The sequence below is a fragment of the Leptospira koniambonensis genome, from assembly GCF_004769555.1.
Lineage (GTDB): Bacteria > Spirochaetota > Leptospiria > Leptospirales > Leptospiraceae > Leptospira_B > Leptospira_B koniambonensis.
Map to the genome: position 1 here is coordinate 227,328 of NZ_RQFY01000006.1, position 25,577 is coordinate 252,904.

General features: G+C 39.2%; 24 protein-coding genes and 1 tRNA gene. 16 read left to right on the forward strand and 9 right to left on the reverse strand.

Annotated features, from left to right (window positions below):
* The first annotated feature begins 36 nt into the window (after window positions 1-36).
* Window positions 37-951 carry a metallophosphoesterase gene (locus tag EHQ52_RS14580; RefSeq protein WP_244244903.1) on the forward strand — a complete coding sequence of 305 codons (915 nt, stop codon included), beginning with the start codon at window positions 37-39 and terminating at the stop codon, window positions 949-951.
* A 44-nt stretch (window positions 952-995) separates the two neighbouring features.
* Here EHQ52_RS14580 and EHQ52_RS14585 read toward each other — a convergent pair whose 3' ends face one another.
* Entirely contained in the window at window positions 996-2,114 is a 1,119-nt protein-coding gene (locus EHQ52_RS14585) for a tetratricopeptide repeat protein (RefSeq protein WP_135615920.1), read from the reverse strand.
* 249 nt (window positions 2,115-2,363) lie between these two features.
* Between EHQ52_RS14585 and ilvB the strand changes: the two genes are divergently transcribed.
* The 4 genes from ilvB (at window position 2,364) to EHQ52_RS14605 (ending at window position 9,049) form a co-directional block, all read left to right on the forward strand.
* The gene (ilvB, locus tag EHQ52_RS14590) at window positions 2,364-4,073 is read left to right on the forward strand and encodes a biosynthetic-type acetolactate synthase large subunit (protein WP_208653512.1); all 1,710 of its coding nucleotides are present in this window, start codon (window positions 2,364-2,366) and stop codon (window positions 4,071-4,073) included.
* A complete protein-coding gene (gene ilvN / locus EHQ52_RS14595; RefSeq protein WP_135615922.1) occupies window positions 4,070-4,549 on the forward strand; it encodes an acetolactate synthase small subunit in 480 nt (159 codons plus the stop codon). Before ilvB ends, ilvN begins: the two co-directional genes overlap by 4 nt.
* Window positions 4,550-4,775: 226 nt before the next feature.
* Window positions 4,776-6,851 carry a methyl-accepting chemotaxis protein gene (locus tag EHQ52_RS14600; protein ID WP_135615923.1) on the forward strand — a complete coding sequence of 692 codons (2,076 nt, stop codon included), beginning with the start codon at window positions 4,776-4,778 and terminating at the stop codon, window positions 6,849-6,851.
* 122 nt (window positions 6,852-6,973) lie between these two features.
* A complete protein-coding gene (locus EHQ52_RS14605) occupies window positions 6,974-9,049 on the forward strand; it encodes a methyl-accepting chemotaxis protein (RefSeq protein ID WP_135615924.1) in 2,076 nt (691 codons plus the stop codon).
* Here the strand turns inward: EHQ52_RS14605 and hemW are convergent.
* Both hemW and EHQ52_RS14615 read right to left on the reverse strand, forming a co-directional pair.
* On the reverse strand, window positions 9,046-10,218 hold the full coding sequence (gene hemW, locus EHQ52_RS14610) for a radical SAM family heme chaperone HemW (RefSeq protein ID WP_135615925.1): 1,173 nt from the start codon (window positions 10,216-10,218) through the stop codon (window positions 9,046-9,048). The two genes, EHQ52_RS14605 and hemW, sit on opposite strands and share 4 nt — an antisense overlap.
* A gap of 1 nt (window position 10,219) precedes the next feature.
* Window positions 10,220-12,004, reverse strand: coding sequence for a glycoside hydrolase family 3 protein (locus EHQ52_RS14615; RefSeq protein ID WP_135615926.1), 1,785 nt, complete (start codon window positions 12,002-12,004; stop codon window positions 10,220-10,222).
* A 105-nt stretch (window positions 12,005-12,109) separates the two neighbouring features.
* Here EHQ52_RS14615 and EHQ52_RS14620 point away from each other — a divergent pair, with 105 nt between their 5' ends.
* Together EHQ52_RS14620 and EHQ52_RS14625 are read left to right on the forward strand one after the other, a co-directional pair.
* Complete coding sequence (locus tag EHQ52_RS14620) at window positions 12,110-12,790, forward strand: arylesterase (protein ID WP_135615927.1); 681 nt, start codon at window positions 12,110-12,112, stop codon at window positions 12,788-12,790.
* A 139-nt stretch (window positions 12,791-12,929) separates the two neighbouring features.
* Window positions 12,930-15,044 carry a molybdopterin-dependent oxidoreductase gene (locus EHQ52_RS14625; protein ID WP_425269399.1) on the forward strand — a complete coding sequence of 705 codons (2,115 nt, stop codon included), beginning with the start codon at window positions 12,930-12,932 and terminating at the stop codon, window positions 15,042-15,044.
* A gap of 42 nt (window positions 15,045-15,086) precedes the next feature.
* On the opposite strand, the gene EHQ52_RS14630 is transcribed toward EHQ52_RS14625, so the two are convergent.
* Genes EHQ52_RS14630 through EHQ52_RS14645 form a run of 4 tightly spaced genes read right to left on the reverse strand, consistent with a single transcriptional unit; the run spans window position 15,087 to window position 16,836 of the window.
* Window positions 15,087-15,539, reverse strand: a complete 453-nt coding sequence (locus tag EHQ52_RS14630) for a VOC family protein (RefSeq protein WP_135615929.1) — start codon at window positions 15,537-15,539, stop codon at window positions 15,087-15,089.
* Between the two features lie 4 nt (window positions 15,540-15,543).
* Entirely contained in the window at window positions 15,544-15,939 is a 396-nt protein-coding gene (locus tag EHQ52_RS14635; RefSeq protein ID WP_135615930.1) for a hypothetical protein, read from the reverse strand.
* Window positions 15,940-15,944: 5 nt separating this feature from the next.
* Window positions 15,945-16,454: an SRPBCC family protein gene (locus EHQ52_RS14640; RefSeq protein WP_135615931.1), complete on the reverse strand. Its 510-nt coding sequence runs from the start codon at window positions 16,452-16,454 to the stop codon at window positions 15,945-15,947.
* 1 nt (window position 16,455) lies between these two features.
* The gene (locus EHQ52_RS14645) at window positions 16,456-16,836 is read right to left on the reverse strand and encodes an ArsR/SmtB family transcription factor (protein ID WP_135615932.1); all 381 of its coding nucleotides are present in this window, start codon (window positions 16,834-16,836) and stop codon (window positions 16,456-16,458) included.
* 101 nt (window positions 16,837-16,937) lie between these two features.
* Between EHQ52_RS14645 and EHQ52_RS14650 the strand changes: the two genes are divergently transcribed.
* Entirely contained in the window at window positions 16,938-17,528 is a 591-nt protein-coding gene (locus EHQ52_RS14650) for a DJ-1/PfpI family protein (protein ID WP_135615933.1), read from the forward strand.
* Here EHQ52_RS14650 and EHQ52_RS14655 read toward each other — a convergent pair.
* Window positions 17,525-18,583: a HesA/MoeB/ThiF family protein gene (locus EHQ52_RS14655; protein WP_135615934.1), complete on the reverse strand. Its 1,059-nt coding sequence runs from the start codon at window positions 18,581-18,583 to the stop codon at window positions 17,525-17,527. The genes EHQ52_RS14650 and EHQ52_RS14655 overlap by 4 nt on opposite strands.
* A 79-nt stretch (window positions 18,584-18,662) precedes the next feature.
* On the opposite strand from EHQ52_RS14655, the gene EHQ52_RS14660 reads away from it, so the two are divergent.
* From EHQ52_RS14660 to clpX, 8 genes are all read left to right on the forward strand, one after another.
* The gene (locus tag EHQ52_RS14660; RefSeq protein WP_135616047.1) at window positions 18,663-19,607 is read left to right on the forward strand and encodes a radical SAM protein; all 945 of its coding nucleotides are present in this window, start codon (window positions 18,663-18,665) and stop codon (window positions 19,605-19,607) included.
* Window positions 19,608-19,850 (forward strand): MoaD/ThiS family protein, encoded by a 243-nt coding sequence (locus tag EHQ52_RS14665; RefSeq protein WP_135615935.1) that lies wholly within the window; start codon window positions 19,608-19,610, stop codon window positions 19,848-19,850.
* A 1-nt stretch (window position 19,851) separates the two neighbouring features.
* Window positions 19,852-20,289, forward strand: coding sequence for a molybdenum cofactor biosynthesis protein MoaE (locus EHQ52_RS14670; RefSeq protein ID WP_135615936.1), 438 nt, complete (start codon window positions 19,852-19,854; stop codon window positions 20,287-20,289).
* Window positions 20,276-20,887, forward strand: coding sequence for a molybdenum cofactor guanylyltransferase (locus tag EHQ52_RS14675; RefSeq protein WP_135615937.1), 612 nt, complete (start codon window positions 20,276-20,278; stop codon window positions 20,885-20,887). Before EHQ52_RS14670 ends, EHQ52_RS14675 begins: the two co-directional genes overlap by 14 nt.
* 62 nt (window positions 20,888-20,949) lie before the next feature.
* Window positions 20,950-21,021 (forward strand) — tRNA-Gly (locus EHQ52_RS14680).
* A 37-nt stretch (window positions 21,022-21,058) separates the two neighbouring features.
* Window positions 21,059-22,447: a trigger factor gene (gene tig / locus EHQ52_RS14685; RefSeq protein WP_135615938.1), complete on the forward strand. Its 1,389-nt coding sequence runs from the start codon at window positions 21,059-21,061 to the stop codon at window positions 22,445-22,447.
* Window positions 22,438-23,031, forward strand: coding sequence for an ATP-dependent Clp endopeptidase proteolytic subunit ClpP (gene clpP / locus EHQ52_RS14690; RefSeq protein ID WP_008592146.1), 594 nt, complete (start codon window positions 22,438-22,440; stop codon window positions 23,029-23,031). The genes tig and clpP overlap by 10 nt, the downstream gene beginning before the upstream one ends.
* A 12-nt stretch (window positions 23,032-23,043) precedes the next feature.
* On the forward strand, window positions 23,044-24,315 hold the full coding sequence (gene clpX, locus EHQ52_RS14695; protein ID WP_135615939.1) for an ATP-dependent Clp protease ATP-binding subunit ClpX: 1,272 nt from the start codon (window positions 23,044-23,046) through the stop codon (window positions 24,313-24,315).
* A gap of 123 nt (window positions 24,316-24,438) precedes the next feature.
* Here clpX and EHQ52_RS14700 read toward each other — a convergent pair whose 3' ends face one another.
* The gene (locus EHQ52_RS14700; RefSeq protein WP_135615940.1) at window positions 24,439-25,485 is read right to left on the reverse strand and encodes an NAD(P)-dependent alcohol dehydrogenase; all 1,047 of its coding nucleotides are present in this window, start codon (window positions 25,483-25,485) and stop codon (window positions 24,439-24,441) included.
* Between the last annotated feature and the right edge of the window lie 92 nt (window positions 25,486-25,577).

The window sequence follows — 25,577 nt, forward strand, 5'->3', positions numbered from 1 at the left end:
GCGAAGGAACGAAACCTAAAATTTAGGAAAACAAAATTGATATTTGATTCTTCTGATAAACGGATCGCTGTAGTGGGCGATATACATGGATTCTGGACTTGGGTCGACACAGAATACTTTTCCAAAAGCAATTATGATTCTGTGATATTCACTGGAGATCTTGGGAACAATAGACCAGGGAATACGAATAAGATCGCTCGGTTGATCTCTAAAGTTCGGAAACCAAAGTATATCATTTTAGGAAATCATGATACTACATCTATCCCTCAATTACTAATGGAGATTACGAATGCATCACCTAACATAGGTTACTTAAGTCATATATTTCATTTACTTAGATATAAAAAGCTGCTTAAGGACCTGGGTGATACTCAGATTTGCCAGTACAATCTTTCAGGGGCAGGAGATGGTCTTTCCATTTTAGGAGCTAGACCTCTTTCTATGGGAGCCAGATTCAATTTTCAGTTATTCATTAAGTCTGTGTTTGGGATCTCTTCTTATGAAGAATCAGAGAAAAAACTCCATGAACTAGTCCAGGATTTTGACTTTCAAAAACAAGATCTGATCATTCTGGCTCATAATGGTCCTTCAGGTCTTGGAGACAAAGCTCATGATATTTGGGGCTGCGATTTCAAAAAAGAAGAAGGAGATTTTGGAGACAAGGACCTAGGCGATTTTATCAGAACGATCTCGAACCAAGGCAAAAAGCCAAAGGTAGTGATCGCAGGGCATATGCACCATTCTTCTAGAAAATTAAGAGTAAAGACTAGGATCTGGAAAAGAAAAGAAGAAGGTACACTGTATCTAAATCCAGCAAGAGTACCTCGTATCTTTTCAGATAAAGAAGGAAATATATGGCACCATCATTTAGAGCTCGTTAGAAAGAATGGCGTTTGGGATGCAGAAGCGAAATATTTGAAGAATGGAGTGGAGGAACTTCCCCCTCCCTGAATTTATAGAGAGGGAGAAAAATCGGATAGAAATAAAAGACTGAATTATTCCGAGAAAGAATCCAGCTTTTGTTTTACTTCCTCGTTTAAAGGCTGCTTTTTGTGGAAGTCGTTTAATAACTTGAGAGCATCGTCCCTTTTTCCCATATCGGAATAGAGTTCTGAAAGTTCTACCACAGGGCGAGGATCCATCGGGAACTTTTTGTGAAGATCCACATAAATTTCCTCTGCCTTGTCTCTTGCACCTTTCATCTTCAATGAAGAAGCTTTTCCAAGAAGCGCAAAATAGTCCTCACCTTCTGAAAGAATTCTATTAAAACATTCTAATGCTTTGTCGAATTCTCCCATACCTCTTAAACTATCTGCATATCTATTGATGATAAGTTTATTGTCAGGATCGAATTCCAAAATTCTTTCCCAGAATTCATTTGCTTTGCGGAAATCTTTTTTACCACGATATGATTCTGCCAAACCATACAGTGCGAAGAAATTCCTAGGATCTAGATCAGCAGCTCTGCGATAATAACGGATCGCTTCATCAAAGTCTTTGATCTTACGGTAGCTATTACCAATCTCAGTTAGGATCTTAATATTATCCGGTTGGATCACTAAAAGTTTTTCCCACCAGCTGATTGCGTCTTTGTATCTTTGGCAGGCAAAGAATAAATGCCCCAAACCTACGATCACATACTGATCCTTAGGATTGATCTGCAAAGCCTGCATATAATATACTTCTGATTCTTTGAAGTTTTTGAGTTTTCTATGAGCGTCCGCAACTCTACTTAAGATGGATGCGTCTGTGATAGTAATATGCCTGTATTCTTCTGCTACTTCGATGACCCGATTGAGTAGGTTCATCTCTCTATAGCAGTTCATAAGTCCCATTAAAGAGAACTTATTGGATGAATCTTCTTTGATACATCTGTTATAAAAATCCAGAGCTTGTCTGAATTCCTTTCGTTTAAAATGAAGGTCTCCCATTCCGACTAAACCATAGGTATTACTAGGTTCTTTAGCCAGAAGTTCCTTCAATTTAGATTCGGCCTTGTCCCATTGTCTGCTATCCAGAAAACGGTAGGCTTCTTTTGCTAAACTTTTGATCTGAGCAAAATGTGAATCTTCTTCTTCCTTTCCTGCTTGGGGTTTTTCAATAGGCTCGTTCATAGGACCGAAGTTCCTTTTTAAATTTAGAAAGAAGATCTGGGAGATCCTTCATTCAATTTTTTATTTAATATTACTTTGACGGATGAGTAAAGGTTTTCCTTGGTACTAAATCCGTAAAGAAAATTTGAAATTAGAAAAAAAGAGAGAAATCTGGGTTTGCAGTGCATAAAATAATACGAAAGTTATAGTCCATTCTTCCTTCTTGACAGGGCCCTTACTTCACATGGAATGGATTCTAACGAGGGAAAGATGCCGAAAACCGAAGCAAAAATCTCCGGTGCCCGTTTGATGGTCGAACTCCTGGAAGAATACGGAGTGGATATCGTCTTCGGATATCCTGGCGGAGCAATTCTGCCATTTTACGACGAATTATATAAAAGTACTAAAATCAAACATATCCTAGTCCGCCATGAACAAGGTGCAATCCATATGGCAGAAGGGTATGCTCGTTCAACAGGAAAGCTTGGGGTATGTATTGCCACTTCCGGTCCGGGGGCTACCAACCTTGTGACTGGACTTACGGATGCAAAACTAGACTCGGTTCCGATCTTAGCGATCACCGGACAGGTAGCGACCAACGCGATTGGAACAGATGCTTTCCAAGAAGCTGATATTTATGGGATCACTATCCCGATCACAAAGTACAACGCACTTATCAAGTCTGCAGATGATATCGCTAGACATTTCCAAGAGGCGACCTTAGTCGCTTTAGGCGGAAGACCTGGACCAGTTCTTTTGGATTTTCCTAAAGATGTTCAGACTGAACTTACTTCAGTTCGTAAAGTAGATAAACTTAAAATAGATTCTAGACATTATCAAAAGCCTCCGATCGGTGGAGATCTGGATTCTTTCGCGGCAGCGTTGAATAAAGCAAAACGTCCTCTTCTTTATGTAGGAGGAGGAGCGATCAATGCAAATGCTTCCAAGGAGATCAGGGAGCTTGCGGAGAAGGGAAATATCCCTGTTACCACAACTCTTATGGGGATCGGAGCATTTCCTGGAACTCATCAACTTTCCGTAGGGATGCTCGGGATGCACGGAACAGCTTATGCAAACAAAGCTGTATTAGAATGTGATTATATTCTAAACTTGGGAGCTAGGTTCGATGACCGAGTTGCTAAGCCTGGAGAATTTGCAGAGAATGCTATACGCGCTCATATCGATATAGACACTGCAGAATTTAATAAAAGGGTTTCCGTAGATTATCTTCTACATGGGGATCTAAAAGAAGTCCTAAAGGCTCTTATTCCAAAAGTGAATAAGGTAGATCGTCCAGAATGGGTCGGGTTCTTAGATACATTAAAGAAAAACCATCCACTAGAGTTTGATGATACTACTGATACAATCAAACCGCAAGGGTTCTTACAGAAATTATACGAAAAGAGTAAGGGAAAGGCGATTGTTTCCACGGATGTGGGACAACACCAAATGTGGGCCGCTCAGTACTATCTTTTTGAAGAAGCAAATCGTTGGCTTACTTCTGGAGGACTAGGAACCATGGGTTATGGTCTTCCAGCTGCCATCGGAGCTAAATTCGGAAATCCTAATAAAACAGTGATCTGTGTTTCCGGAGACGGCTCCATCCAGATGAATATCCAGGAATTAGCAACCATCGCGATGTATAAGAAAGGAGTTAAGATCCTTATCTTTAATAATAATTTTCTAGGAATGGTCCGCCAATGGCAGGAACTATTCTATGAGGAAAGATTCTCCGAATCTGAATGGAATTATAATCCTGATTTCGTAAAATTAGGAGAGGCTTATTCCATAAAAGGATTAAGAATTTCTAATAAGTCTGAGATTGACAAGGCTTTGGAATTTTTCTTAGAAGATGATGATGCAAGGATCCTAGAAGTAATGATCCCTGCGGAAGAAAAAGTATTCCCTATGATCCCTGCGGGCAAATCCCAAAAAGACATGATCGAATTTTCCGACACAGTTCGGGCCGGTAAAAAATGAAACATATACTGAAAATTTTGGTAAACAATCATCCGGGTGTGATGAGCCATGTGTCCGGTCTATTTACCAGAAGAAGTTATAATATAGATTCCATCGCCGTAGGTATGACCCAGGATCCTGAAATCTCGAATATGGTAATCGTTGTCAAAGGAGACGATTCAGTAGTAGAGCAGGTAAAACGCCAACTTCTGAAATTGCCTGATGTGATCGAAGTAGAGGATCTTGCATATCATGACTGCATTAGCAGAGAGCTTGTACTTGTTGTAGTTAAGGTAGAAGATTCAAATCGCACCGAGATCATTTCTATCTGCGAAGTTTTCCAGGCAAAGATTGCGGACCTGACTAAGACCACAATGACCATAGAATTTTCCGGAAATACTAGACAGGTGGAACATTTTATGGAAATGATGCAGAAGTACGGGATACAAGAAATCGCCCGTACTGGCCAGATTGCTTTAAAATACAGATCTAACTGATTCTGTGTAGAAATAGCAAATTCTTATAATGGAATCTATTGTTACAAAATTATTACAATTAGATTACGAATAGAAATCTCGCCCAGAAATTTCTTTACTAACAATTTCTACTGGAAAGTTTATTTCGAGAGATTGTTAGAAATCTCCTTTTTCTTTTTTACAATTTCGTATCAGGAATAAATTTTTTTGTTCCTAATTTACAGTTTCCACATTCTAATTCCCTCCTATGAGTATCAGGGCCCGAATTTCATTATATCTCTCCTTAGTTTTATTTTTAGGTTTTGCAGTTCTTACTGCGATCAATTCGGTGATCTCTTATCGTAGTTTGCATTCCGAAATCGAGTCCGGTTCTGCATTAAGTGCGGAAAGATATACTTTTGAAGTGAAAGATTATCTGGATTCCGCGATGGGAATGGCCAGAGGTTTCAGAATGCTTCTTATCTTCTCCAATCCTAAAAGAGAAGAAGTTATAAATACTATGTTGGAGATCCTACATCGAAATCCGAAGTGGTTTGGAATGTGGGTAGTTTACGAGCCTAATGGTTTCGATACTTTGGATGCCCAATACAAAAATAAAAAAGGCCATGATTCTACGGGAAGGTTTATCACTTACGTTCATTCCGTAAAATCAGTTACGGACGCAGTAATAGAACCTTCTATCAATTATGATACAACTGACGGAAGTGGAGACTTTTATCAGATCCCTAAAAAGACAATGGAACCTTATGTGACGGATCCATACACTTATACCGCCGGTGGAAAACAAGTACAGATGATCTCTCTTTGTGTTCCTGTAAGTAATGCAGGGAAATTTTGGGGAGTACTTGGACTAGACATCACTACTGCTCAACTACAAGAAACTATGGGAAGTATAAAACCATTTCGTGGTTTAGGATATCTTGCTCTTATTTCACCTAAAGGAATTTATGCTGCGAATGGTGGTGATCCTAGTTTAGTAGGTAAAGTTATCCCTGACGCAGAAGAATTAAAGCTAGTCCAAACTAAATCGGAAGAGCATGAACGTTTTACGTATGAGTCTGATGGTAATACTCATCATTTCTTTCCGTTCAAGATTGGTAAGGGACAGAAACAATGGGTGATGCAAATTAGCATTCCGAATTCTATTTTTGCGAAGGAACTACTTACTGTACTTCTACAAAATGCTGTTTCTTCTTTACTCATTGTGAGTATGATAGTTGTAGTCCTTCATTTTATATTCCAAAAATTGATCTCCGCTGGATTATTAAAGGCGATTGGATTTTCAGAAGAGATCGCAAAAGGGAATTTACTAGCTTCTTCTGACTATCATCGTAAGGACGAGATAGGCGCATTATTATCGGCGATGAATACGATGAGAGAACATCTATTCGGCGTGGTAAAAGAGATTGGATCTTCTACCAATAAGTTAGCCGGAACAGCGGAGAAGATGGCTGTTTCTTCTCGGAACTTCTCAGACGTTGCGCAAACACAAGCATCGGCTGCAGAGGAATGTTCAGCCGCAGTGGAAGAATTGGCCGCTTCTGCCCAAAATGTGGGTAAGTCAATGCAAAGGGCAGTCTCTAGTATGAGAGAGATTGACGGTAACGTAATCTTATTAAAAGAGCAGATTGCAAGTATCAATGCGGAGATGCAGAGTCTTGTAAGTCTGGCCGCTTCTTCCAAAGACGAGGCCGTTACTGGAGAATCTGCCATGAGCACTTCTAACCGTGCCATGGGAGCGATTGGTGATAGTGCGTCTCGGATTAACGAGATACTCTCTTTGATCACTGAAATTTCTGAAAAAACAAATCTTCTCGCATTAAATGCAGCGATTGAAGCGGCAAGAGCCGGAGAAGCAGGAAAAGGATTTGCAGTCGTCGCAGAAGAGATCGGAAAACTTGCCTCCCAAACTTCAAGCTCCGTCCAGGAGATTGGTGGACTCGTAAATTCTACCAATACCGCCGTTTTAGACGGAAACAAAAAAATGGACGAAGCGTCTCAGATACTACAAAGGATCAAAGAAAGGGTGGATGAATTCGATAAATCCGCAAAAGCAGTTTTGAGTTCTGTCAAAACCCAGGAATCCAATACGAAAGAGATCGCAGAAAGTGCTAATTCTTTGATGACCTTCAGTTTACAGATAGAAGAGGCAGTTACCGAACAAAGAAGAGCAACAGAGGAGATTACTAAAACCATCGTAAATATCTCTGAGGGGACTCAGGAGATTGCCACTGGAGCGGATGATCTTACTACATTCTCCGGAGATATGCATGGTCAATCTGAGCAACTGTCCAATTTGATCGGAAAATTCAAAGTTAGCTAATCTTGCTAGATATGTCTCACTATGAGAAAGTCGCGATTTAAGATCGCGGCTTTCTGAATGAGCCGTTTTAATTTGTAAAAAAGCGTTCCAAAATTTCTTTCCAATTTCAGAATGGAGCACTTATGAGTATTCGGCTCCGAATTTCTTTATATATTTCCATCGTTCTGTTCACCGCATTCTCCCTGCTTGCGGCTTATAATTCCTATTCTTCTTACCAGAACCTAAGAGAGGAAGTGGAACAAAGTTCTGATGTCACCGCGGAAAGATGGACCTACGAAATTATGGAAGAGTTAAATACTCTCATGGGTTTGATCCGTGGATTTCGTTTTCCTTTGATCTATGCTTCTCCGGGAAGAGAGCAGGTGATCCAGACCTTGCAGGAAATTATGAAACGTAACCAAGACTATTTTGGTATGTGGCTTTGTTATGAACCAAATGCATACGATGGTAAGGATGTTTTATATAGAAATAGACCTGGGCATGACGAATCTGGTCGTTTTATTCCTTATTTAAATCGGGCTCGCGCGAAGGACGTCGTAGATCTAGAAGCTTTAAGAGATTATAATAATACAGATGGGACTGGGGACTTTTATCAAGTAACCAAGAAGACTGATAAACCAACAGTGGTTGGTCCTTACCATTATACGGTGAGTGGTAAAAGTATTTTGATGATCTCTCTTGTGGTTCCGATCAGTGTGCCTGGCCATTTCTATGGTGCAGCAGGTATGGACATAGACCTGAAAAACTTACAAGAGAGAATCGGAAATAAAAAACCTTTTAGGAACAAGGGGCATATTGCTCTTATCTCTCCTATGGGTTTGTATGCGATCAATGGAGAAAATCCTGAATTACTCGGCAAAAAGATCGCAGATGAGGATGAATTAAAACAATATTTGGAAAATGTAAAAGAAGGCAAAAGATTCGTATACGAGTCAGGTGGGAACACTGCTTATTATTTCCCATTCCATATAGGTAAAGATCCTAAGTTTTGGACTTTGATGGTGAGTATTCCAAATTCAGTATATTATGAAAGTATTGGGCAGATTATTTTAAAAGCGGTTCTTTCTTCATTCCTGATCTTAGTTGTAGTATTACTTTCTTTAAATTTAATATTCGACCGACTGGTAAGTTCCGGCCTATTGAAGGCGATCGGTTTTTCAGATGAGATCGCAAAAGGAAATCTCACGGTTAAGAATGATTATCCTGTAAAAGATGAGATTGGAACATTATTTATCTCTATGGATCAGATGAGGGAGAATCTCCTGAACGTGGTCAAGGAGATGAGATCTTCTTCTGAAAAATTGGGTTCTAAGTCGGAAGAGATGGCAATTTCTTCTAGAAACTTTGCAGACATCGCACAAACTCAGGCTTCGGCTGCTGAAGAGTCTTCTGCGGCCGTAGAGGAACTTGCTGCTTCTGCCCAAAACGTTGGTAAGTCCATGGAAAAGGCAGTCGAGAATACCAAAGAAATAGATGGTAACTCCATGCGCTTGAAAGAACAGATCGTAAGTATCAACCAAGAGATGCAAGGCCTCGTCAATCTTGCGGTAGAATCTAAAAGGCAGGCTGTGACAGGTGAGAACGCAATGTTTGCTTCCACAAATGCGATGGGTGAGATAGGAGAGAGCGCTTCTAGAATTACGGAAATCTTATCTATTATCACTGAGATCTCAGAAAAAACAAACCTTCTTGCGTTAAATGCAGCGATTGAAGCAGCCCGAGCTGGAGAAGCAGGAAAAGGATTTGCTGTAGTCGCAGAAGAGATAGGTAAACTTGCCTCTCAAACATCTAGTTCAGTCCAAGAAATTGGTGAATTAGTAGAATCCACAAATGATGCAGTGATGAACGGTAACTCAAAAGTAGAAGAAGCTTCTCAAATATTAAAAAAACTGAAACAAAGTGTAAATGAGTTTGAGATCTCTGCGAATAAGGTATTAGTTTCTGTAAAAGAGCAGGAAACAAATACTGGTAAGATCCAAACTAGTTCCAATACTTTAACTTCTTTCAGTATGCAGATAGAAGAAGCAGTCATTGAACAGAAAAACGCTACGAATGAGATCACTAAAACAATTATCAGCATTTCAGAAGGAACCCAAGAGATCGCGGGTGGTGCAGATGATCTTACCACATTCTCAGGTGAGACCCAGATGCTTGCGGAACAACTTTCTAAATTGATAGAAAAGTTTAAAGTGGACTAAGTTTCAGAGTCAGCCAGATCTAAAATTTCTGAATCCAAAAATAAAACTGATTTGGGATTCCATTGAAAAATTGTACCATCCAAGGTGCATTTTCCTTCGGAAGCTTTTTGTTTTAATTTAGAGAGAATGGTTTCCTTTTTATCAGGGAAATAATCCAAAAAATCTTTAAGATCTATCGGAAGAAATATTCTAAAAAGAGAAATTAAGATTTCATCAAATGGATCTGAAGTCTCGTATGACGTTGGATTTTTTCCTGTGCCACCAATATAGGCAGAAGTGTTTCTGGGATTAGAATATCTACCTGAAGGTAAAAATCCATGAGCACCAGGTCCGATCCCTAAATAATATTCGTAGGTCCAATATTTCATATTATGGCGAGAATAAAGCCCAGGCTTGGAATAATTAGAAACTTCGTACTGAATAAAACCCTTGGATTTTAGAAACTCAGGTAGATCTTCTAAAATTTTTTCCTGAACTTCCTCGGAAGGTGGGGCTACTGTTCCTGCAGAAACTTTTCTGCTATATTCTGTTCCTTTTTCAACTGTGAGAGCGTAAATACTGATATGAGAAACTCCGGAGGCCAAAACAGAATTTGCATCTTCGTAAAATTCTTTTTCAGTCTGTCCGGGAACTCCGAACATTAGATCCGCACCATAGTTTTTTATTTTAGAAGTTTGTAATGCTTCTAAGGTTCTAGTATAGGTTTCTGGATCAAAATATCTGTCTAAAAATTTCAGGTTTTTAGGGAGGAAGGATTGAATTCCAACATGAACTCTATTGATCCCTGCTTCATATAATCCTTGCAGATATTCTTGAGTTACATCTTCAGGATTACACTCTAATGTGATCTCCGAATCTGGAGAAAGATTTAGATTATCTTTCAAAAATTTTATAAAATCTGCGTATCTTGTGTAAGATGCTTTAGAAGGAGTTCCTCCTCCAAAAAACAAACTATCAAAAACAAGATCACGGTAATTGGGGAAATTTTTAAGCCTTAATAAGACTTCTTCTTTATATTTAGTGAATAGATTTTCTTCTAAGGGAGAAGGTTCGAGTCCGATACCTTCTGAATAAAAATCGCAATAACTACATTTGTGAACGCAAAATGGATAATGTACATAGATTCCCGGTCTGTTTGTTTTTTGTATGACCGGGAGTCTTGTTTCCAAATTATTTTATATTCTTACTTACTGTGTTTTCTTCCGTTTCTGTAAACGCAGAAGATTTTTTAGGATTCGGTTTTAAGATTAGATCTACGAGAGGGATCTCATTTTTTCTGTCTAACACTGAATATAATAATGCTTTTTTGGATTCTGGAGTAGGAGAGAAGGAGAATAATATTTTTAGATTTGGTGCATCCGGCAAATCCAAGAATGGAGTTCCATAATGTAGACAAACAATCTCTGCTTCTGGGAATTTTTGAGCCAGAGAAAGAGCTAAATCTAATTCAGTTTGTGTGAATGAATTTAGAACCGCACGTTTTACTTCTTTCTTTTCTAATTTTTTACGTAAAGTAGCAAGATCCGAATTTGAAATAGTACGAGATCTTAGATCGGAGAGAAAATCTTCTCCTTTTAAATAAAACGTAGTGTTTTCAATGGATACACTTTCTGGAAGAAATGTTTTAGGAAAGGAAACAATCGCCTTTCTGCTTACATCTCTATTTAGAGTATCTTGGTAATATTGAGAGAATAAATTTTCTCTATTCTTATCTTGTTCTGCAAAATGATTTTTTAATACTTCAGGTAGTTCTTTCGGGAAAAGTGAATTTGCTCTGCCGTTTTTCGGACCTTCTGCAAACTCTGTTATGATCCCATATTTTAATTTATAATAAATTTGTCTTTTGACTGCTTCTTTAAGAAGATCTTTTCCTTCTCTTACTAAGGTTCCTTTATTATAGGCCTTTAAAATCTGGTCTCTCATGGATTGAGTGGTTGGACCCCAGCTAGTCATAAGGATAATGTCTGCGCCAGCAATTAAAGCAAGAACACCTGGATCTTCTTTTTGGTAATGTTCGTCTATCGCGTCCATTTCCATTGCATCAGTGATGATGAGTCCTTGGTATTGGAATTCTTTGCGAAGTAAATCTCCTAAAATTTTAGAAGAGAGAGTAGCGGGGAAGTTCGGATCAATTTTTGGATACACGATATGTGCGCTCATGATCGCATCCGCACCATTTTGGATTGCAGTCTGGAATGGTATCAGTTCGAAACTTTTTAATTCTTCCAATGTTTTTTCTATTTTAGGAAGTCCTAAATGACTGTCCACATTGGTGTCCCCATGTCCTGGGAAATGTTTAATTACAGGAATAGAACCGCCAAGTCTTGCTCCTTCTTCATAAGAAACTCCTGCGTTTAATACAGTTTCTAAATTACTTCCTAACGATCTTGTATTAATAACAGGATTGAATGGATTATTATTAATATCCATATCAGGAGCGAATAAAAAATTAAGTCCAAGTTTTCTCAATTGGTAAGAAGTAACAAAGCCGACTTTTTTAGCCATGTCCTTATCCTTGGTTTGGCCGAGAGCCATTGCTCCAGGAAATTGAGTCACTCCGTCTTTTACTCGGATCACTCTTCCACCTTCTTGGTCTACAGAGATGAGTAACGGTAATCCAGTATTTTCTAATGCACTTGTTTGAAGATCCTTGTTCAAAGATTTGATCTCTGACTTAGAGCCCAAGTTTCTTCCGAATAAGATCACTCCACCAGGTTTGATGGTCTCGATTTCTTTTTTAGCGATCGGATCTAAAACGGTTCCAGGGATTGCAACATGGATGACCTGTCCTACTAATTCTTCGGCCTTTAGTTTAGAAGTAATCTCCTCAGCTTGACGAAGCATTCCTTCTTGGATTTCCTGGGCTTGGAGTTCACTTCTGAATTGGCCCAACCAAAAGTATAAGAAGAGTAAGAAAGCGGCGGTAATGCCTGCGACTAGTAACCGTTTGAACATACTTACTAGATCCCAATCGGTTGCGTATTCGTAAAGCAGAACTTAAGCCCCAGTTTTTGGGACCTTGCTTGTAAGAGAAGGGTCGGATTGTAGATAGGAGAAAAAATGAGCCGTTTATCATATTATGGATTTTTTAGTATTTTAGTACTCTTTTCTTTCGTAACTTCTTGCAATAAAGAAGGCTCCGAAGAAGAACCAAAGGTCTCTCCCAAAATGGAAACAAAATCAAGCGGCAAAAAGATCCTATTTTTCGGAGACAGTTTAACTGCTGGTTATGGCTTGAATGGACCAGAAGAATCTTTTGCTCATCTGTCGTTTTTAGAACTCCAAAAAAAATATCCAGATTTGGGATATGTAAATGCTGGCGTGAGTGGGGATACCACTTCAGGCGGACTTGCTAGACTCGATTGGGTTTTGAATACAAAGTATGATGTATTCGTTTTAGAGTTAGGAGCAAACGATTCTTTGAGAGGACTTCCTACAAAGATGACAGAAGAAAATCTAACAAGGATCATTCGAGAAGCCAGAGTCAAATATCCTTCTATTAAAATTCTATTAATTGGGATGAGGACACTTCCTAATATGGGGCCCCAATACGCGAAAGAATTTGCGGCTCTATTTCCAAGAGTTGCCAAAAAAGAAAAAACTGAGTTTATGCCATTCCTACTAGAAGGAGTCGCTGGAGACAGAAGGTTAAACCAAGACGATGGGATCCATCCCACTGCAGAAGGCCATAAAATACTCTCTAAACATATGGTTCCCTATTTGAACAAACTATTGAAATAGTTGGACCTTCCAATCATATAAACTGCTTCTAATATCGTAAATGCTTGCTTTCTGATTTCGGATAGGAGATAACTCCTTCCTGGGACAGGGGCAGGAAATGGTACGCCAACATTATAGATCATGTACTTTATGCGAAGCTATGTGCGGACTCAGGCTAGAGATTGAGGACGATGTAGTAGTCGCAGTCAGAGGAGATAAAGAGGATAAGTTCAGTAGAGGCCATCTATGTGCCAAAGGCCCTGAACTTAAAAATTTATACGAAGATCCAGACAGGCTTAAATTTCCTTTAAAACGTACAGAGAACGGATGGGAGAAGATAGACTGGGTCACAGCTCTCAGTGATATCGCTACAAAACTTGTAGAGATCCAGAATAAATACGGAAATGATTCCATCGCAGTCTATAGCGGAAACCCAAGCGTTCATAATTACGGTTCCATGTTATTCGGCCAAAGATTCATAGGGCGCTTAAGAACTAAAAATAATTATTCTGCAACTTCTGTAGACCAACTTCCTCACCAATTACTTTCTTATTGGATGTTCGGTCATCAATTACTTGTACCAATTCCTGATATAGATAGAACCAATTTCTTTTTGATCTTGGGCGGAAACCCATTTGCATCTAACGGAAGTTTAATGACTGTTCCCGATGTAAAAAAAAGATTAAAAGAGATCCAGGAAAGAGGAGGGAAATACGTAGTAATCGATCCTCGGAAAACTGAAACTGCAGTTCATGCCGACGAGCATCATTTCATTCTACCAGGAACAGATGCATTTTTCTTACTCTCCATTATAGATGTATTATTTAAGAAAAATTTAACTAAAAAGAATTCTTTAATCAAAGAAGAAGATTTACTAAAACTTAAATCTATCGCTGCACAGTATCCTGCAAATGAAACACAGAAACTGACAGGAATTTCTGGAGACACGGTAGAGAGAATTGCTCTGGAATTTTCTAAAGCGAATGGTGCTGTATGTTATGGTCGCGTAGGAGTTTCTACACAAGCATTTGGTGCACTTTGTCAATGGCTTATCAATTCAATCAACTGTATCACTGGAAATATGGACTCGGTGGGAGGTGCGATGTTCACACTTCCTGCAGTAGACATGATCGATCCTAAAGGAGTGATGAAAAGTTCTCCAGGAAGTTTCCATACATATGGTTCAAGAGTTAGAGACTTACCTGAATTTAATGAAGAATTACCGGTCGCAGCACTTGCGGAGGAAATTTTAACTCCTGGGCAGGGCCAAGTTAAGGCACTCGTTACTTCTGCGGGAAATCCCTTATTATCAACTCCAAACGGTTCTCAATTGGAGAAGGCGGTTTCTAGTTTGGAATTTATGGTCAGCGTGGACTTTTATTTGAATGAAACTACTAAACACGCACATTATATTCTTCCACCAAGTTCAGCTTTGGAACATGATCATTACGATTTAGTGTTTAATGTTTTTGCAGTAAGAAATACTGTCAGGTATAACCAACCTGCATTTGAACCCGAAGAAGGAATGCTTCATGATTGGGAAATTTTCTCTGATCTTACGAAAAGAATAGAACTTCTAAAATCTGAAAAACCTCTTCCTAAAGATCTGATCAAAACTAAGATCACTCCATCTGCGATCATAGATCATGCTTTGAAGTCAGGACCTTATGGAGAAAAATCAGGATCTTCCTTTGGAATGAGTTTGGAACTTCTGAAAAACAGTCCACATGGAGTAGATCTGGGAGCATTGAAACCTTGTTTTCCTGACAGACTTTGGACGGAAGATAAGATGATTGCTCTTGTACCAAAAGAAGTTGTTTTAGATCTAGATCGATTGGCAAAATACGGACAAAAACTTCTCTCAGATAAACAAGAGAACGGTTCCTTCTTATTAATAGGAAGAAGACATTTAAGAAATAATAATTCGTGGATGCATAATCTTCCAAAACTAATGACTGGAAAGGATAGATGTACACTCATGATCCATCCAGAAGACGCAAACTTACTCGGTATTAAAGAAGAAGAAGAAGTTTTTGTAGAATCCAGAGTTGGTAAGATTGGATTACCTGCAGAAATTACGGATGAGATGATGAGGGGAGTGGTGAGTATTCCTCATGGATTCGGACATGCAAAAGAAGGAGTCTCTTTACAAGTTGCTTCTAAGTTTGCAGGATCCAGTATCAATGATCTAACTGATGATCAGGTCTTGGATGAACTCTCCGGAAATGCGGCATTTAGCGGCATCCCGGTTTCCTTAAGTAAAAGATCTGCCTAAATTTTCAGTAGATCCGCCCGGGGATCCAGGCGGATTTAAAACTTAATTTTTATCGTAAGCTTCTTGCAATTTAGATATTTCTATCTTGTGCATTTGTAACATTGCTTGGGTGACTCTTTGGGCCTTCTCTTGGTTTTTATCATATAGATATTTTTCCAAGATGGGAGGAACGATCTGCCAAGATAGACCAAACTTATCTTTTACCCAGCCACATTGTTGTTTGCTCCCACCTGCAGAAAGTTTTTCATATAGATCATCTATTTCTGCTTGGGTTTCCGCACTGATATATATGGAAAATGCCTCAGTAAATTTAAAATGAGGTCCTCCAGTAAAAGCCAAAAATTTTTGACCTTCTATTTCAAACTTGGCGGAAGCCATTCCTCCGCCTAATTTAGTGAGATTTTCTATTTTCATATTTTTGAATATACCAGAATAGAATTGGAGAGCTTCTTCCAAACCTTGATCGAACATTAAAAATGGGATTACCTTTTGCATATTCTTATCCTTTACGTTTTAGGAAAATAAATCCACCCAACCAAGAAAGCGGGATAGAAATTACGATCAGTCCAATAGAATACCAAGCAGGACCTAGGTCTCCCATTTTGATATGACCCATTGTGCTTGCAATAGTACCAATGATACCTAATGCGAGTACGTGACTGATCGGACTATGTGGAGAAAGTTTCGCTGTGAAAAATCCTCCTAAGATCGCAAGAGCTAACCGGTAAGAGATTGCGAGAAGGAATAAACCATCAGACATTCTTTCTCCCATTGGCGGATAACAATTGGTAACATGTAATACTGCATCAATCGCGGTAGCAGGTATCACATTGATCAAAATTCCGGTTAATACTGCGCCTATACTTTGGAGGATAGAAATTGTTTTTGGATTCATGATTATTATTTTCCTTTTACTTCTTCAGTAAGAGTATCGAGTAAAATTTCCAGACGATTGTAACTTTGAGAAGCTCCGCCTTCCATTGGGGATTTGACTACTGTATCTCTTCCTTCTTTTGTTTCGTATAGAATATTGATCGTAATATATGTTTTTCCGGATTTTTCTACAAATGTAGTAGTGAGCAATGCTTCTCCTGGATACCAAGCTTCGTCAAAAGATTCAGTCTGAACTAATTTGTCCGGTCCTGAAATTTCTTTATAAGTTCCTCCAGCCCCCATTGTAGAGCCGTCTTTTAAATATTTCCAAACATATCTATATTTTCCGCCAACTTTCAGATCTACTGTGCATACATCTAGGCTCCAGCCATCTGGCCCGTATAACCATCGTTTGATTAATTCAGGTTTTGTAAAACAGTCGAATACCAGATCCTTCCCCGCATTAAACTCACGGGTCATTACGATTTCCCTGTCTCCTTTAGCTTCTACCTTTAAGGTTCCAACAAAGCTGCTCATTCTATTCTCCTTTTTTATTCTTACGTTTTAGGGAAGGTTGTTTAGAAAGTTTTAATTCTTCAATAAGTGAATCCAATTGATTGAACCTTCCTTCCCAGAATTTTCTATAATTTTCCAGCCATTCAGTAGCTTCTTCCAATGGTTTGGCTTCTAATTTGCGTAATCTTTTTTGGGCATCCTTGATCCTCGAGATCAAACCTGCTCTTTCCAAAACCTTTAGATGTTTAGAAATTGCCGGTTGGCTCATGGAAAATGGTTTTGCCAGATCCATTACGGAAACCTCTCCATTCGCTAAACGTGCCAGGATTGCCCTTCTGGTAGGGTCTGAGAGGGCTGCAAATGTTGCATCCAATCGAGCCGACTGATTAAGTGCATGATTCATATTTTATATAACCATATGGTTATATATTTGAAATAAGCAAGCACTTTTTAGGAAATTATTTTCGAATTCGTTTGTAGTTAAGATTGTGACAAAGAGGAATTATGGAGCAGATTTCAGTTCATATCTTAGCATTTAACGAAGTGGAGGTTTTGGATCTTTCCGGTCCTTACGAAGTATTTTCAATCACAGAGAATGAAAATAAGGAGAAATTATTCAAAGTTTCTATAGTTGCTGAAAAGAAGGAACTACTACATGCAAGGAACCGTTTTCCAGTTTTTCCTCATCTTACCTTGGAAGAAGCAGGCATTCCTGATATTTTAATTATTCCGGGAGGATACGGAGCAGAAGAGATAGAGATCCATAATAAGAAACTTCTGAATTGGATCCAAGAAATGGAACCTAAGGTAAAAATTCTAGCTTCTATCTGTACTGGCGCGTTCTTACTCGCGGAAGCTGGAATCTTGGATGGTATGGAAGTCACTACTCATTGGATGGACCAAGAAACTTTACGTAAGAATTATCCTAAGATCAAAAATGTAGTTAACGAAAAATTTATAGATCATGGACATATTCTGACTTCCGGAGGAGTTTCCAGAGGAATTTTAATGTCCTTACATTTGGTTGAGAAGTTGGTGGGTAGAAAGATCGCAGAGTTTACTGCAAGAAGAATGGAATTTGATTCTTATCTTTAAATAATCTCTTCTAAAGCTAAAATTTTTCTTCCGCCTTGTAAAGAATATGCAGTAAGACCTGCTTCTTTTAAGATTTTTGCTGCTTTTTTGGATCGGATCCCGGATTCACAAATTGTAATATAGATTTTTTCTTTCGATAAAGAGAGCGCAGTATTTACAGAAAGTTCTGAAAGGGGAGAAAATATAGAATTACCAATTGGAGTTTCTTTTCTTTCTTCTGATTCTCTTACATCTAATAGAATGTATTTCGGATCCTTTTTCCATTCTTTCCAATCTTTTAGATCAATCTCATCTCTAAGCGCCTCTTCTCTTTTTCCTGAACCACATTCCGTACAATTCGGATCTGCTTCTAAAAAAGTTTCATAAAGAAGAGGAGATTCCCATTCTAACTGAAATGCAGAATGAGTAGGGGATTTTTCTGGAAAGAGAAGATATTGTATTGCAAATGATGCTTGGTATAAACCCGCGATTGCAGTTTGTACTCCTAAAACCCCTCCGTCTTCACAGGAAAGAAGTTCTGATCCTTCTAAATTTGGATACAAACATTTATAACAAGGTTTTCCATGAGGAGAAAATATCGCGATTTGTGCGCTTGTCCTAAAAACAGAAGCTGTAACAAGTGGGCGAAAATTTTGGATGCAGAATCGATTGATTGTATATTTTGCTTGGATCTGGTCTGTACAATCTAAAACTATATCCCAATTTTTGAATATACTTGGATCTATTCTTTCTGAAAAAATTTCTGTAAATGTTTCTAATTGAATGCCTGGAACCCTGGCTTGTATATATTCCTTTGTAGTATCCGTTTTTTTTCTGCCAATATCGGAAAGAGTGAAAGCGGTTTGCCTATGAAGGTTACTTAATTCTACACTATCAAAATCCCAAAGCCCAATCCTTCCCACTCCTGAAGTTGCTAAATGTAGAGAAGCAGGGGAGCCTAAACCTCCGAGGCCGATTACCAATGCAGATTTTTGGAGAAGTCCATTTTGGCCGGATTCTCCTAAAAACGGTAGTTTAGTTTGTCTGGAAAAATACTTTTTCTGTTCCGGACTCATCAAAAGAAAGCATCTTATATTTTTGCATGCGCGACAAGACTTTTTAATTGGCTTTCATAAGTGTCCGGGTATGGTAAGCTTGGACATCGTGGATGCTTACGGTCGAAAATTCGAAGTGCTTAGAGTGAGTGTTACATCCTCTTGCGGATTCGGCTGTGTCTACTGTGCCCCTGGTACTGCGTTAAATGGAGAAGGAACAAATGGTTCTTTCTTAAGCGCGGAACTTCTTCGCAAAAATATACTTCTTCTTTCCCGTAAAATTTCTATTAAAGAAATTCATTTAACAGGTGGAGAGCCAACTCTTCATAAGGATCTTCCTAAATTAGTACAAGTCGCTAAAGAGGAGAAGATCCCAAATATTGCACTTACTTCCAACGGGTTTTTCAGAGATGGTCTTATCCGAGATCTAAAACTCGCAGGTCTTGATAGAATGAACTTCTCATTGGATTCACTTTCCCAGGAATCCTTTTCTTTGATCTCCGGCAAAAATCTTCCAGTATTTCGTTTATTAAATAGGATAGAGGAAGCCATCCAGGAAGGATTAGAAGTTAAACTCAACTGCACTGTATTAAAAGGTTATAATGAAGAACAGATCCGCCCCATCCTTCGCTGGGCGGGAGAAAGAAATCTTCCAATCCGTTATTTGGAATTAATGAAGATGGGACCTCTTAGAGCAAAACATTCTGAGCTATTCTTCTCCGCTGCAAAGATAAAAGAAGATTTGAGTCTTGAATTTGATTTTAAATCTGAGATCACTCCGATTGAATCCACTGCAAAATATTATCGCACTTCAGAAAATTATAGATTCGGGATCATTGCAAATCATACGGAACCCTTCTGTGATGGTTGCAATCGTCTTAGGATGGACCATCTAGGAAAAATATACGGATGCTTAAGTGATTTCCGATCTTTCCCAGTTTCGGAAGATGAATCGGAGTTACAGAATTCCTTAGATCTTGCTATGAAAACCAAAAAAAACGAGTTTACTGGAAGTGAACTTTCTATGAAATATATAGGCGGATAGATGGATATTCAACTTTTATTTTTCGCCGCTATTAAAGATCATTTTCCAGATCTGAAAAAGATAGAAGTCTCAGAAGGAGATTCTATTTTGGATCTTCGTGAAATTCTTACTCATAAAAATCCAGGTTCAGCATCTATCTTAAAAGTCAGTAGATTCGCAGTGAACCAGTCAATCGTAAATGATGATTTTGTTTTGAGAGAAGGTTCAGTCGTCGCAGTACTTCCTCCTTCTAGTGGTGGTTGATATGTCAGTATTAGAAACTTCTTCACATATTTCTTCTTCTCCTATTTTTGTATCTTCTCAATTGCCTGATATTCCTGAAATGGGCGGTCTTGTAGTATTTTCGGGGATTGTCCGAAATCTAAACGAAGGGAAGAAGGTGACTCATCTGGAATACGAAGCTTATGCTCCAATGGCAGATGAAATGATCCGCTCCATTCTTGCGGATGCCAAAAAGAAATGGGATCTTCTTCATACAAATTGTATCCATAGAGTTGGAAAATTAGAAATTTCTGAAATAGCGGTGATCGTGGAAACAGGATCCATACATAGGGCAGAAGCTTACGAATCCAATCGTTATATTATAGACCGAGTAAAACACGAGGTACCGATCTGGAAAAAAGAATTTTATTTTGACGGTTCTTCCGAGTGGTCGAAGGGCTGTGTTCATGAGAGCCATTGATTCAGTAGGCATCATACTTGCTGGCGGAAAAAGTTCCAGAATGGGAAGGGATAAATCTTTCTTATCTTTAAAAAGCCAAAAATTTTTTCTTATAGAATCTTATAAAAAACTAAAATTCTTATGCAAGAATGTAAGAGTTTCTATTCGAGAAGAACAAAGAGAAGAATACTCCAAACATGTGCCGAATGAGTTTCTGGTTTCAGACTCCATTCCAAATTTAGCGGGTCCACTACAAGGGATCTTTAGTTCATTTCTTCTTTTTCAAAACGATCCTAATATTAAAAACTTTTTGGTTCTTGCGGTGGATATCCCGTATATGCGGATCAAAACTTTAGCTAGGCTATATTCCAAAAAAGAGATAATCGGCTCTGGAGTTTTTTATCAAACAGAAGAAGGGATCGAGCCGTTATGCGGTCTTTATTCTTCCGAGTATGTACGGTATTTATTCCAAGAATTCGAAAAAGGAAGTTTAAATTCAGTCTCTCCTAAAACTCTGATCGAAAGCGGAAATCCTAATCTTTTGGATATTCCAGAAATGGAAAAATCCTCCTTTATCAACCTGAATTCTCCCGAAGATTTAAACCTTCCAAAGTCCTAAGTTTCTGATCAAAAACCGATTTACATGGGGTCCCCGAGAGAAAAAATGGTTCTACCAACCATGCGGGAATAGCTCAGTGGTAGAGCACCTCCTTGCCAAGGAGGGGGTCGCGGGTTCGAATCCCGTTTCCCGCTTACAGAAGGCGTCCTCCGCTTTCTGTCTTCTGAGACCATGGAATTCAAGACTAAGAAAAATCAAAACGCATCCGTAGACCTTAAGTTAACCTTTGATAAGAACGATCTAGAAAAGGCGTTCGAAAAGACTTATAAAGAAAAACAAAAGGATCTCAAGATCCCGGGCTTCCGCCCTGGAAAAGCACCGATCGAAATGGTAAAACGCCATTTGGGAGACTCGGTAGCAAACGACGCAATCAATCTTCTATTATTAGAAACTGTAAGTGACCTTTCCGGGAAACTGGAACACAAGATTGTACGTTTCCCTAAATTTACCGTAGAGGACTATGTTCCGGAAAAAAGTTTAGTGGCAACTGCGGTCTATGATACTGATCCAGAAGTTTCCTTAGGGAAATACAAAAAGATCAAGATCAAACTTCCTGAAGTACAAGTGACCGACGAGGATATCACTGAAGAACTTCAGTTTGTTCGTAAACAACTTGCCAGAAAACTTCTAAGAGAACCAAGCGAAGGAGCCGAGAACGGCGATATCGTGGATATGGAATTCGAAGTGAAGGAAGACGGGCAGGAACCTAAGAACGCTAAGAACGGTTCAAGTGATTATAAATTAGGAGAAGCTAATAATCTTCCTGGTTTTGACGACAACCTTTACGGTATCAAAACAGGGGAGACCAAAGACTTCACCTATACATATCCTAACGATTATCCAAGAGAAGATCTGGCTGGCAAGAAGATGGAATTCGCCATGACCTTAAAGGCGATCTATAAAGAAGTCCTTCCTGAATTGGACGATGATCTTGCGAGCGAATATGATGGCTCTTCTTCTTTGCAAGTTTTGAAAGATAAGGTCAAAACTGATCTACAAAAGAATTATACTGAAGCTGTAAAAAATAAGAAGATGGAAGAAATTTACAAGGAACTGGTAGCAGATTCCAAGTTTATATTCCCTGAGTCCTATCTTACTGAAGAATCCGAGCATGTGTATCAAAATATGATGCAAGATGTTTTAGGAAGAGGCCAGGCTAGAATTCCTAAAGAACAGATCCCAAGTATCGAAAAATACGCAGAAATGGTAGCGAAACCTTTAGAAGAAGTAAGAGATTCCTTCAAAACCATCGCAGAAAACAGACTGAAAGGGTATTTCTCCAGACAGAAACTGGCTTCTACTGAAAATATTGTTTTGACGGAAGAGGATTTCGACCGCGAAATCTCGACCCTTGCCTCAAGATATGGTATGCCTGACGCCGATTTTAAAAAAGAATTGGAAAAAGGTAAACTTCTGGAAACTTACCGGGACAATTTTTTAGCAAAAAAGATAGACGATACCCTCTTCCAGCTTGTAGAAAAGAAATACAACGAGAAGATGAGTATCCGTCAGCTAAAGGAATTCCTTTCTAATAAGGAAACTGGAGAAGTATGGCAATAATTCCTACAGTTATAGAGCAAACCGGTCGCGGAGAAATGCGGTATGACGTATTTTCCCGCCTCTTAAAGGACAGAATTATCTTTCTAGGTGACGCAATTTCTGACGATTACGCAAACGTGATCATCGCGCAACTATTGTTCCTGGACGCGGAAAATCCAGACAGGGACATCTACTTATACCTGAATTCCCCAGGTGGATATGTATCTTCCGGGCTTGCTATTTACGACACTATGCAGTATATTAAGGCCGACGTTCGTACACTTTGTATTGGTCAGGCTTCTTCTATGGCAGCACTACTTCTGGCAGGCGGGGCAAAGGGCAAAAGATCTGCTCTTCCTCATTCCAGAATTATGATGCACCAACCAACCGGAGGAGCTACCGGTCAGGCTTCTGATATTGCGATCCAAGCTAAGGAAGTTCTGAAATTGAAGCAGGTGTTAAACGGTTTGTACGCTAAACACACGGGCAAGTCTGTGGAAGAAGTGCAAAAGGATACCGAAAGGGATCTTTACATGACTCCAGAAGAAGCCCAAAAATACGGGATCATTGATTCTGTAATTTCTATAGAGCGTCAAAAGAACTGATAGGGGATCAACGTGGCAAAGAAACCGACCGGAACCAATAATAAGCAAAAATTATTTTGTTCGTTCTGCGGAAAAGAACAAGACTCCGTAAAACGACTGGTTGCTGGTCCAGGTGTTTATATTTGCGACGAATGTATCTCTCTTTGTAATGAGATCATTGCAGAAGAGCCTGAGCAGGAAAAAGAACGCACAGAACTTTTGGGAGAAGTCCCTAATCCTGCCGCTATCAAAGCGATCCTAGACCAATATGTAATCGGACAAGACCATGCTAAAAAAGCTTTGTCCGTTGCAGTTTATAATCACTACAAACGAATTTATCTTAAAGACAAAAAAGCGGATATCGAATTAGAAAAGTCGAATATTCTTCTGATCGGTCCTACTGGTTCCGGGAAAACTTTGCTCGCTCAAACTCTTGCAAAGATCATCAAGGTTCCATTTGCGATCGTAGATGCAACCGCACTCACTGAAGCAGGATATGTTGGAGAAGATGTTGAAAACATCATCCTCAAGCTGATCCAAAACGCTGATAATGATATAAAAAAAGCGGAAATCGGTATCATCTACATAGACGAAGTAGATAAGATCGCGCGCAAGTCTGATAGTGCATCCATCACAAGAGACGTGAGTGGAGAAGGTGTACAACAAGCACTTTTAAAAATTATAGAAGGAACAGTCGCAAACGTTCCTCCTCAGGGTGGAAGAAAACATCCTCACCAAGAATATCTTCAAGTAGATACTAAAAATATTCTATTCATTCTAGGTGGAGCATTCGTTGACCTGGACAATATTATCAAAACCAGGACCGGTGTAAAAACAATCGGATTTGGTAGCGATGAGAAAGACGGTAAAGTTTTAAGAGACGAGAGCAAAGGTGAAATTTTAGCTCGAGTCATCCCAGAAGACTTAATGAAGTTCGGACTTATCCCTGAATTTATTGGCCGTATGCCAGTGATCGCCACTCTGCAAGACTTGAGTGTAGAAATGCTCAAACGTATTTTCAGAGAGCCTAAAAACGCAATCTTACGCCAATATACTAAGATCCTAGAAATGGAAAATGTAAAACTCTCCTTCGAAGAGGCCGCTATCGATAAGATCGCTCAGCTTGCGATCGAAAGGGCATCCGGAGCAAGAGGATTACGCGCTATCGTGGAAAATCTAATGCTGGATCTGATGTATGAAATTCCTTCTCGCAAAGACGTAGAAGAAGTGATCATCACAGAAGATTCAGTAACCGGAACCAAACCTCCAAAACTAATTCTGAAAAAAGAACCAAAAATCGCTTAATACGATTAGGGTTCGCACAGAGAACGCCGAGGCCGCAGAGAAATTAAGAAAGTAGTAATACTTTTAATATTCCTACTTATCCAACCCTCTGTGTTCTCCGCGAACTCCGTGCGAAATTATCTCTTAATTCAGAGTAGCGATATCTATCACAAATCTGTAACGGACATCACTTTTAACGACTCTTTCGTAAGCATCGTTTACTTTCTGGATTGAGATCAATTCTATATCGCTGGTAATATTATGTTTACCGCAGAAATCTAACATCTCCTGTGTTTCAGCGATCCCGCCTATTAGAGAACCTGCTAGGCTTTTACGGCCACCAATCAAAGAAAATGCTCCGATAGGAACTTGCTCTTCTGGAACACCAACTACTACCATAGAACCGTCCACTCTTAATAGACTTAGATAAGCATTCCAGTCCAAAGGCATAGAAACAGTATTGATGATCAGATCAAAACTTCCTCGTAGCTTGCTGAATGTGCTTTTTTCAGAAGTAGCATAGAAATGATCTGCGCCTAAACGTTTAGCATCCGCTTCTTTTTTGTTGGATTGGCTTAGTACTGTAACTTCTGCACCGAGTGCGTGAGCGATTTTTACACCCATGTGCCCAAGTCCGCCAAGGCCTATGATGGCTACTTTTTTGCCAGGACCTGCTTTCCAATGGGCAAGTGGAGAATAAAGAGTGATTCCTGCACAAAGTAGGGGAGCCGCAGCATCTAAAGGAAGATTATCAGGAATTCTTAATACATAACTTTGATCTACTACGATCTTATTGGAATATCCACCGTAGGTTGGTGTTTTTCTATCCTGTTCTCTTCCGTTATAGGTGGCACTCATTCCTGTTTCGCAGAATTGTTCTAAACCTGCTTTGCAATGTTCACATTCTCTGCAAGAGTCTACAAAACATCCGACTCCTACCTTATCTCCTACTTTAAACTTTGTAACCTTGGATCCTACCTTGGAAACAACACCAGTGATCTCGTGACCTGGTACCATAGGAAAGATGGATCCTCCCCATTCGTCTCTTGCTTGGTGTATGTCCGAATGACAGATACCACAGTATTGAATATCGATGACTACATCTTCTTCTTTTGCATCTCTTCTATCGAATTGAAAAGGTGCTAAAGGAGCCTTTGCAATAGCGGCAGCATAACCTTTTGCTTGGATCATTTTTTTCCTCGTTTGGTTTGGAATATTGGATGAATTTCAAGTGGTGAGAAATTCGAAAATTTTCAGTCTGAAAATTTCCCTAGTTAGACAGG

What these genes read in the sequence shown, in the direction of transcription:
- EHQ52_RS14600 (WP_135615923.1), top strand. Translation starts at nt 4,776, where the DNA reads ATGAGTATCAGGGCCCGAATTTCATTATATCTCTCCTTAGTTTTATTT.
- EHQ52_RS14675 (WP_135615937.1), top strand. Translation starts at nt 20,276, where the DNA reads ATGAGAGCCATTGATTCAGTAGGCATCATACTTGCTGGCGGAAAAAGT.
- EHQ52_RS14585 (WP_135615920.1), bottom strand. Translation starts at nt 2,114, where the DNA reads ATGAACGAGCCTATTGAAAAACCCCAAGCAGGAAAGGAAGAAGAAGAT.
- EHQ52_RS14635 (WP_135615930.1), bottom strand. Translation starts at nt 15,939, where the DNA reads ATGAATCCAAAAACAATTTCTATCCTCCAAAGTATAGGCGCAGTATTA.
- EHQ52_RS14645 (WP_135615932.1), bottom strand. Translation starts at nt 16,836, where the DNA reads ATGAATCATGCACTTAATCAGTCGGCTCGATTGGATGCAACATTTGCA.
- EHQ52_RS14625 (WP_425269399.1), top strand. Translation starts at nt 12,930, where the DNA reads ATGTGCGGACTCAGGCTAGAGATTGAGGACGATGTAGTAGTCGCAGTC.
- ilvN (WP_135615922.1), top strand. Translation starts at nt 4,070, where the DNA reads ATGAAACATATACTGAAAATTTTGGTAAACAATCATCCGGGTGTGATG.
- EHQ52_RS14630 (WP_135615929.1), bottom strand. Translation starts at nt 15,539, where the DNA reads ATGCAAAAGGTAATCCCATTTTTAATGTTCGATCAAGGTTTGGAAGAA.
- EHQ52_RS14620 (WP_135615927.1), top strand. Translation starts at nt 12,110, where the DNA reads ATGAGCCGTTTATCATATTATGGATTTTTTAGTATTTTAGTACTCTTT.
- clpP (WP_008592146.1), top strand. Translation starts at nt 22,438, where the DNA reads ATGGCAATAATTCCTACAGTTATAGAGCAAACCGGTCGCGGAGAAATG.
- EHQ52_RS14665 (WP_135615935.1), top strand. Translation starts at nt 19,608, where the DNA reads ATGGATATTCAACTTTTATTTTTCGCCGCTATTAAAGATCATTTTCCA.
- EHQ52_RS14655 (WP_135615934.1), bottom strand. Translation starts at nt 18,583, where the DNA reads ATGAGTCCGGAACAGAAAAAGTATTTTTCCAGACAAACTAAACTACCG.
- EHQ52_RS14650 (WP_135615933.1), top strand. Translation starts at nt 16,938, where the DNA reads ATGGAGCAGATTTCAGTTCATATCTTAGCATTTAACGAAGTGGAGGTT.
- EHQ52_RS14615 (WP_135615926.1), bottom strand. Translation starts at nt 12,004, where the DNA reads ATGTTCAAACGGTTACTAGTCGCAGGCATTACCGCCGCTTTCTTACTC.
- ilvB (WP_208653512.1), top strand. Translation starts at nt 2,364, where the DNA reads ATGCCGAAAACCGAAGCAAAAATCTCCGGTGCCCGTTTGATGGTCGAA.
- EHQ52_RS14700 (WP_135615940.1), bottom strand. Translation starts at nt 25,485, where the DNA reads ATGATCCAAGCAAAAGGTTATGCTGCCGCTATTGCAAAGGCTCCTTTA.
- EHQ52_RS14640 (WP_135615931.1), bottom strand. Translation starts at nt 16,454, where the DNA reads ATGAGCAGCTTTGTTGGAACCTTAAAGGTAGAAGCTAAAGGAGACAGG.
- EHQ52_RS14605 (WP_135615924.1), top strand. Translation starts at nt 6,974, where the DNA reads ATGAGTATTCGGCTCCGAATTTCTTTATATATTTCCATCGTTCTGTTC.
- EHQ52_RS14670 (WP_135615936.1), top strand. Translation starts at nt 19,852, where the DNA reads ATGTCAGTATTAGAAACTTCTTCACATATTTCTTCTTCTCCTATTTTT.
- tig (WP_135615938.1), top strand. Translation starts at nt 21,059, where the DNA reads ATGGAATTCAAGACTAAGAAAAATCAAAACGCATCCGTAGACCTTAAG.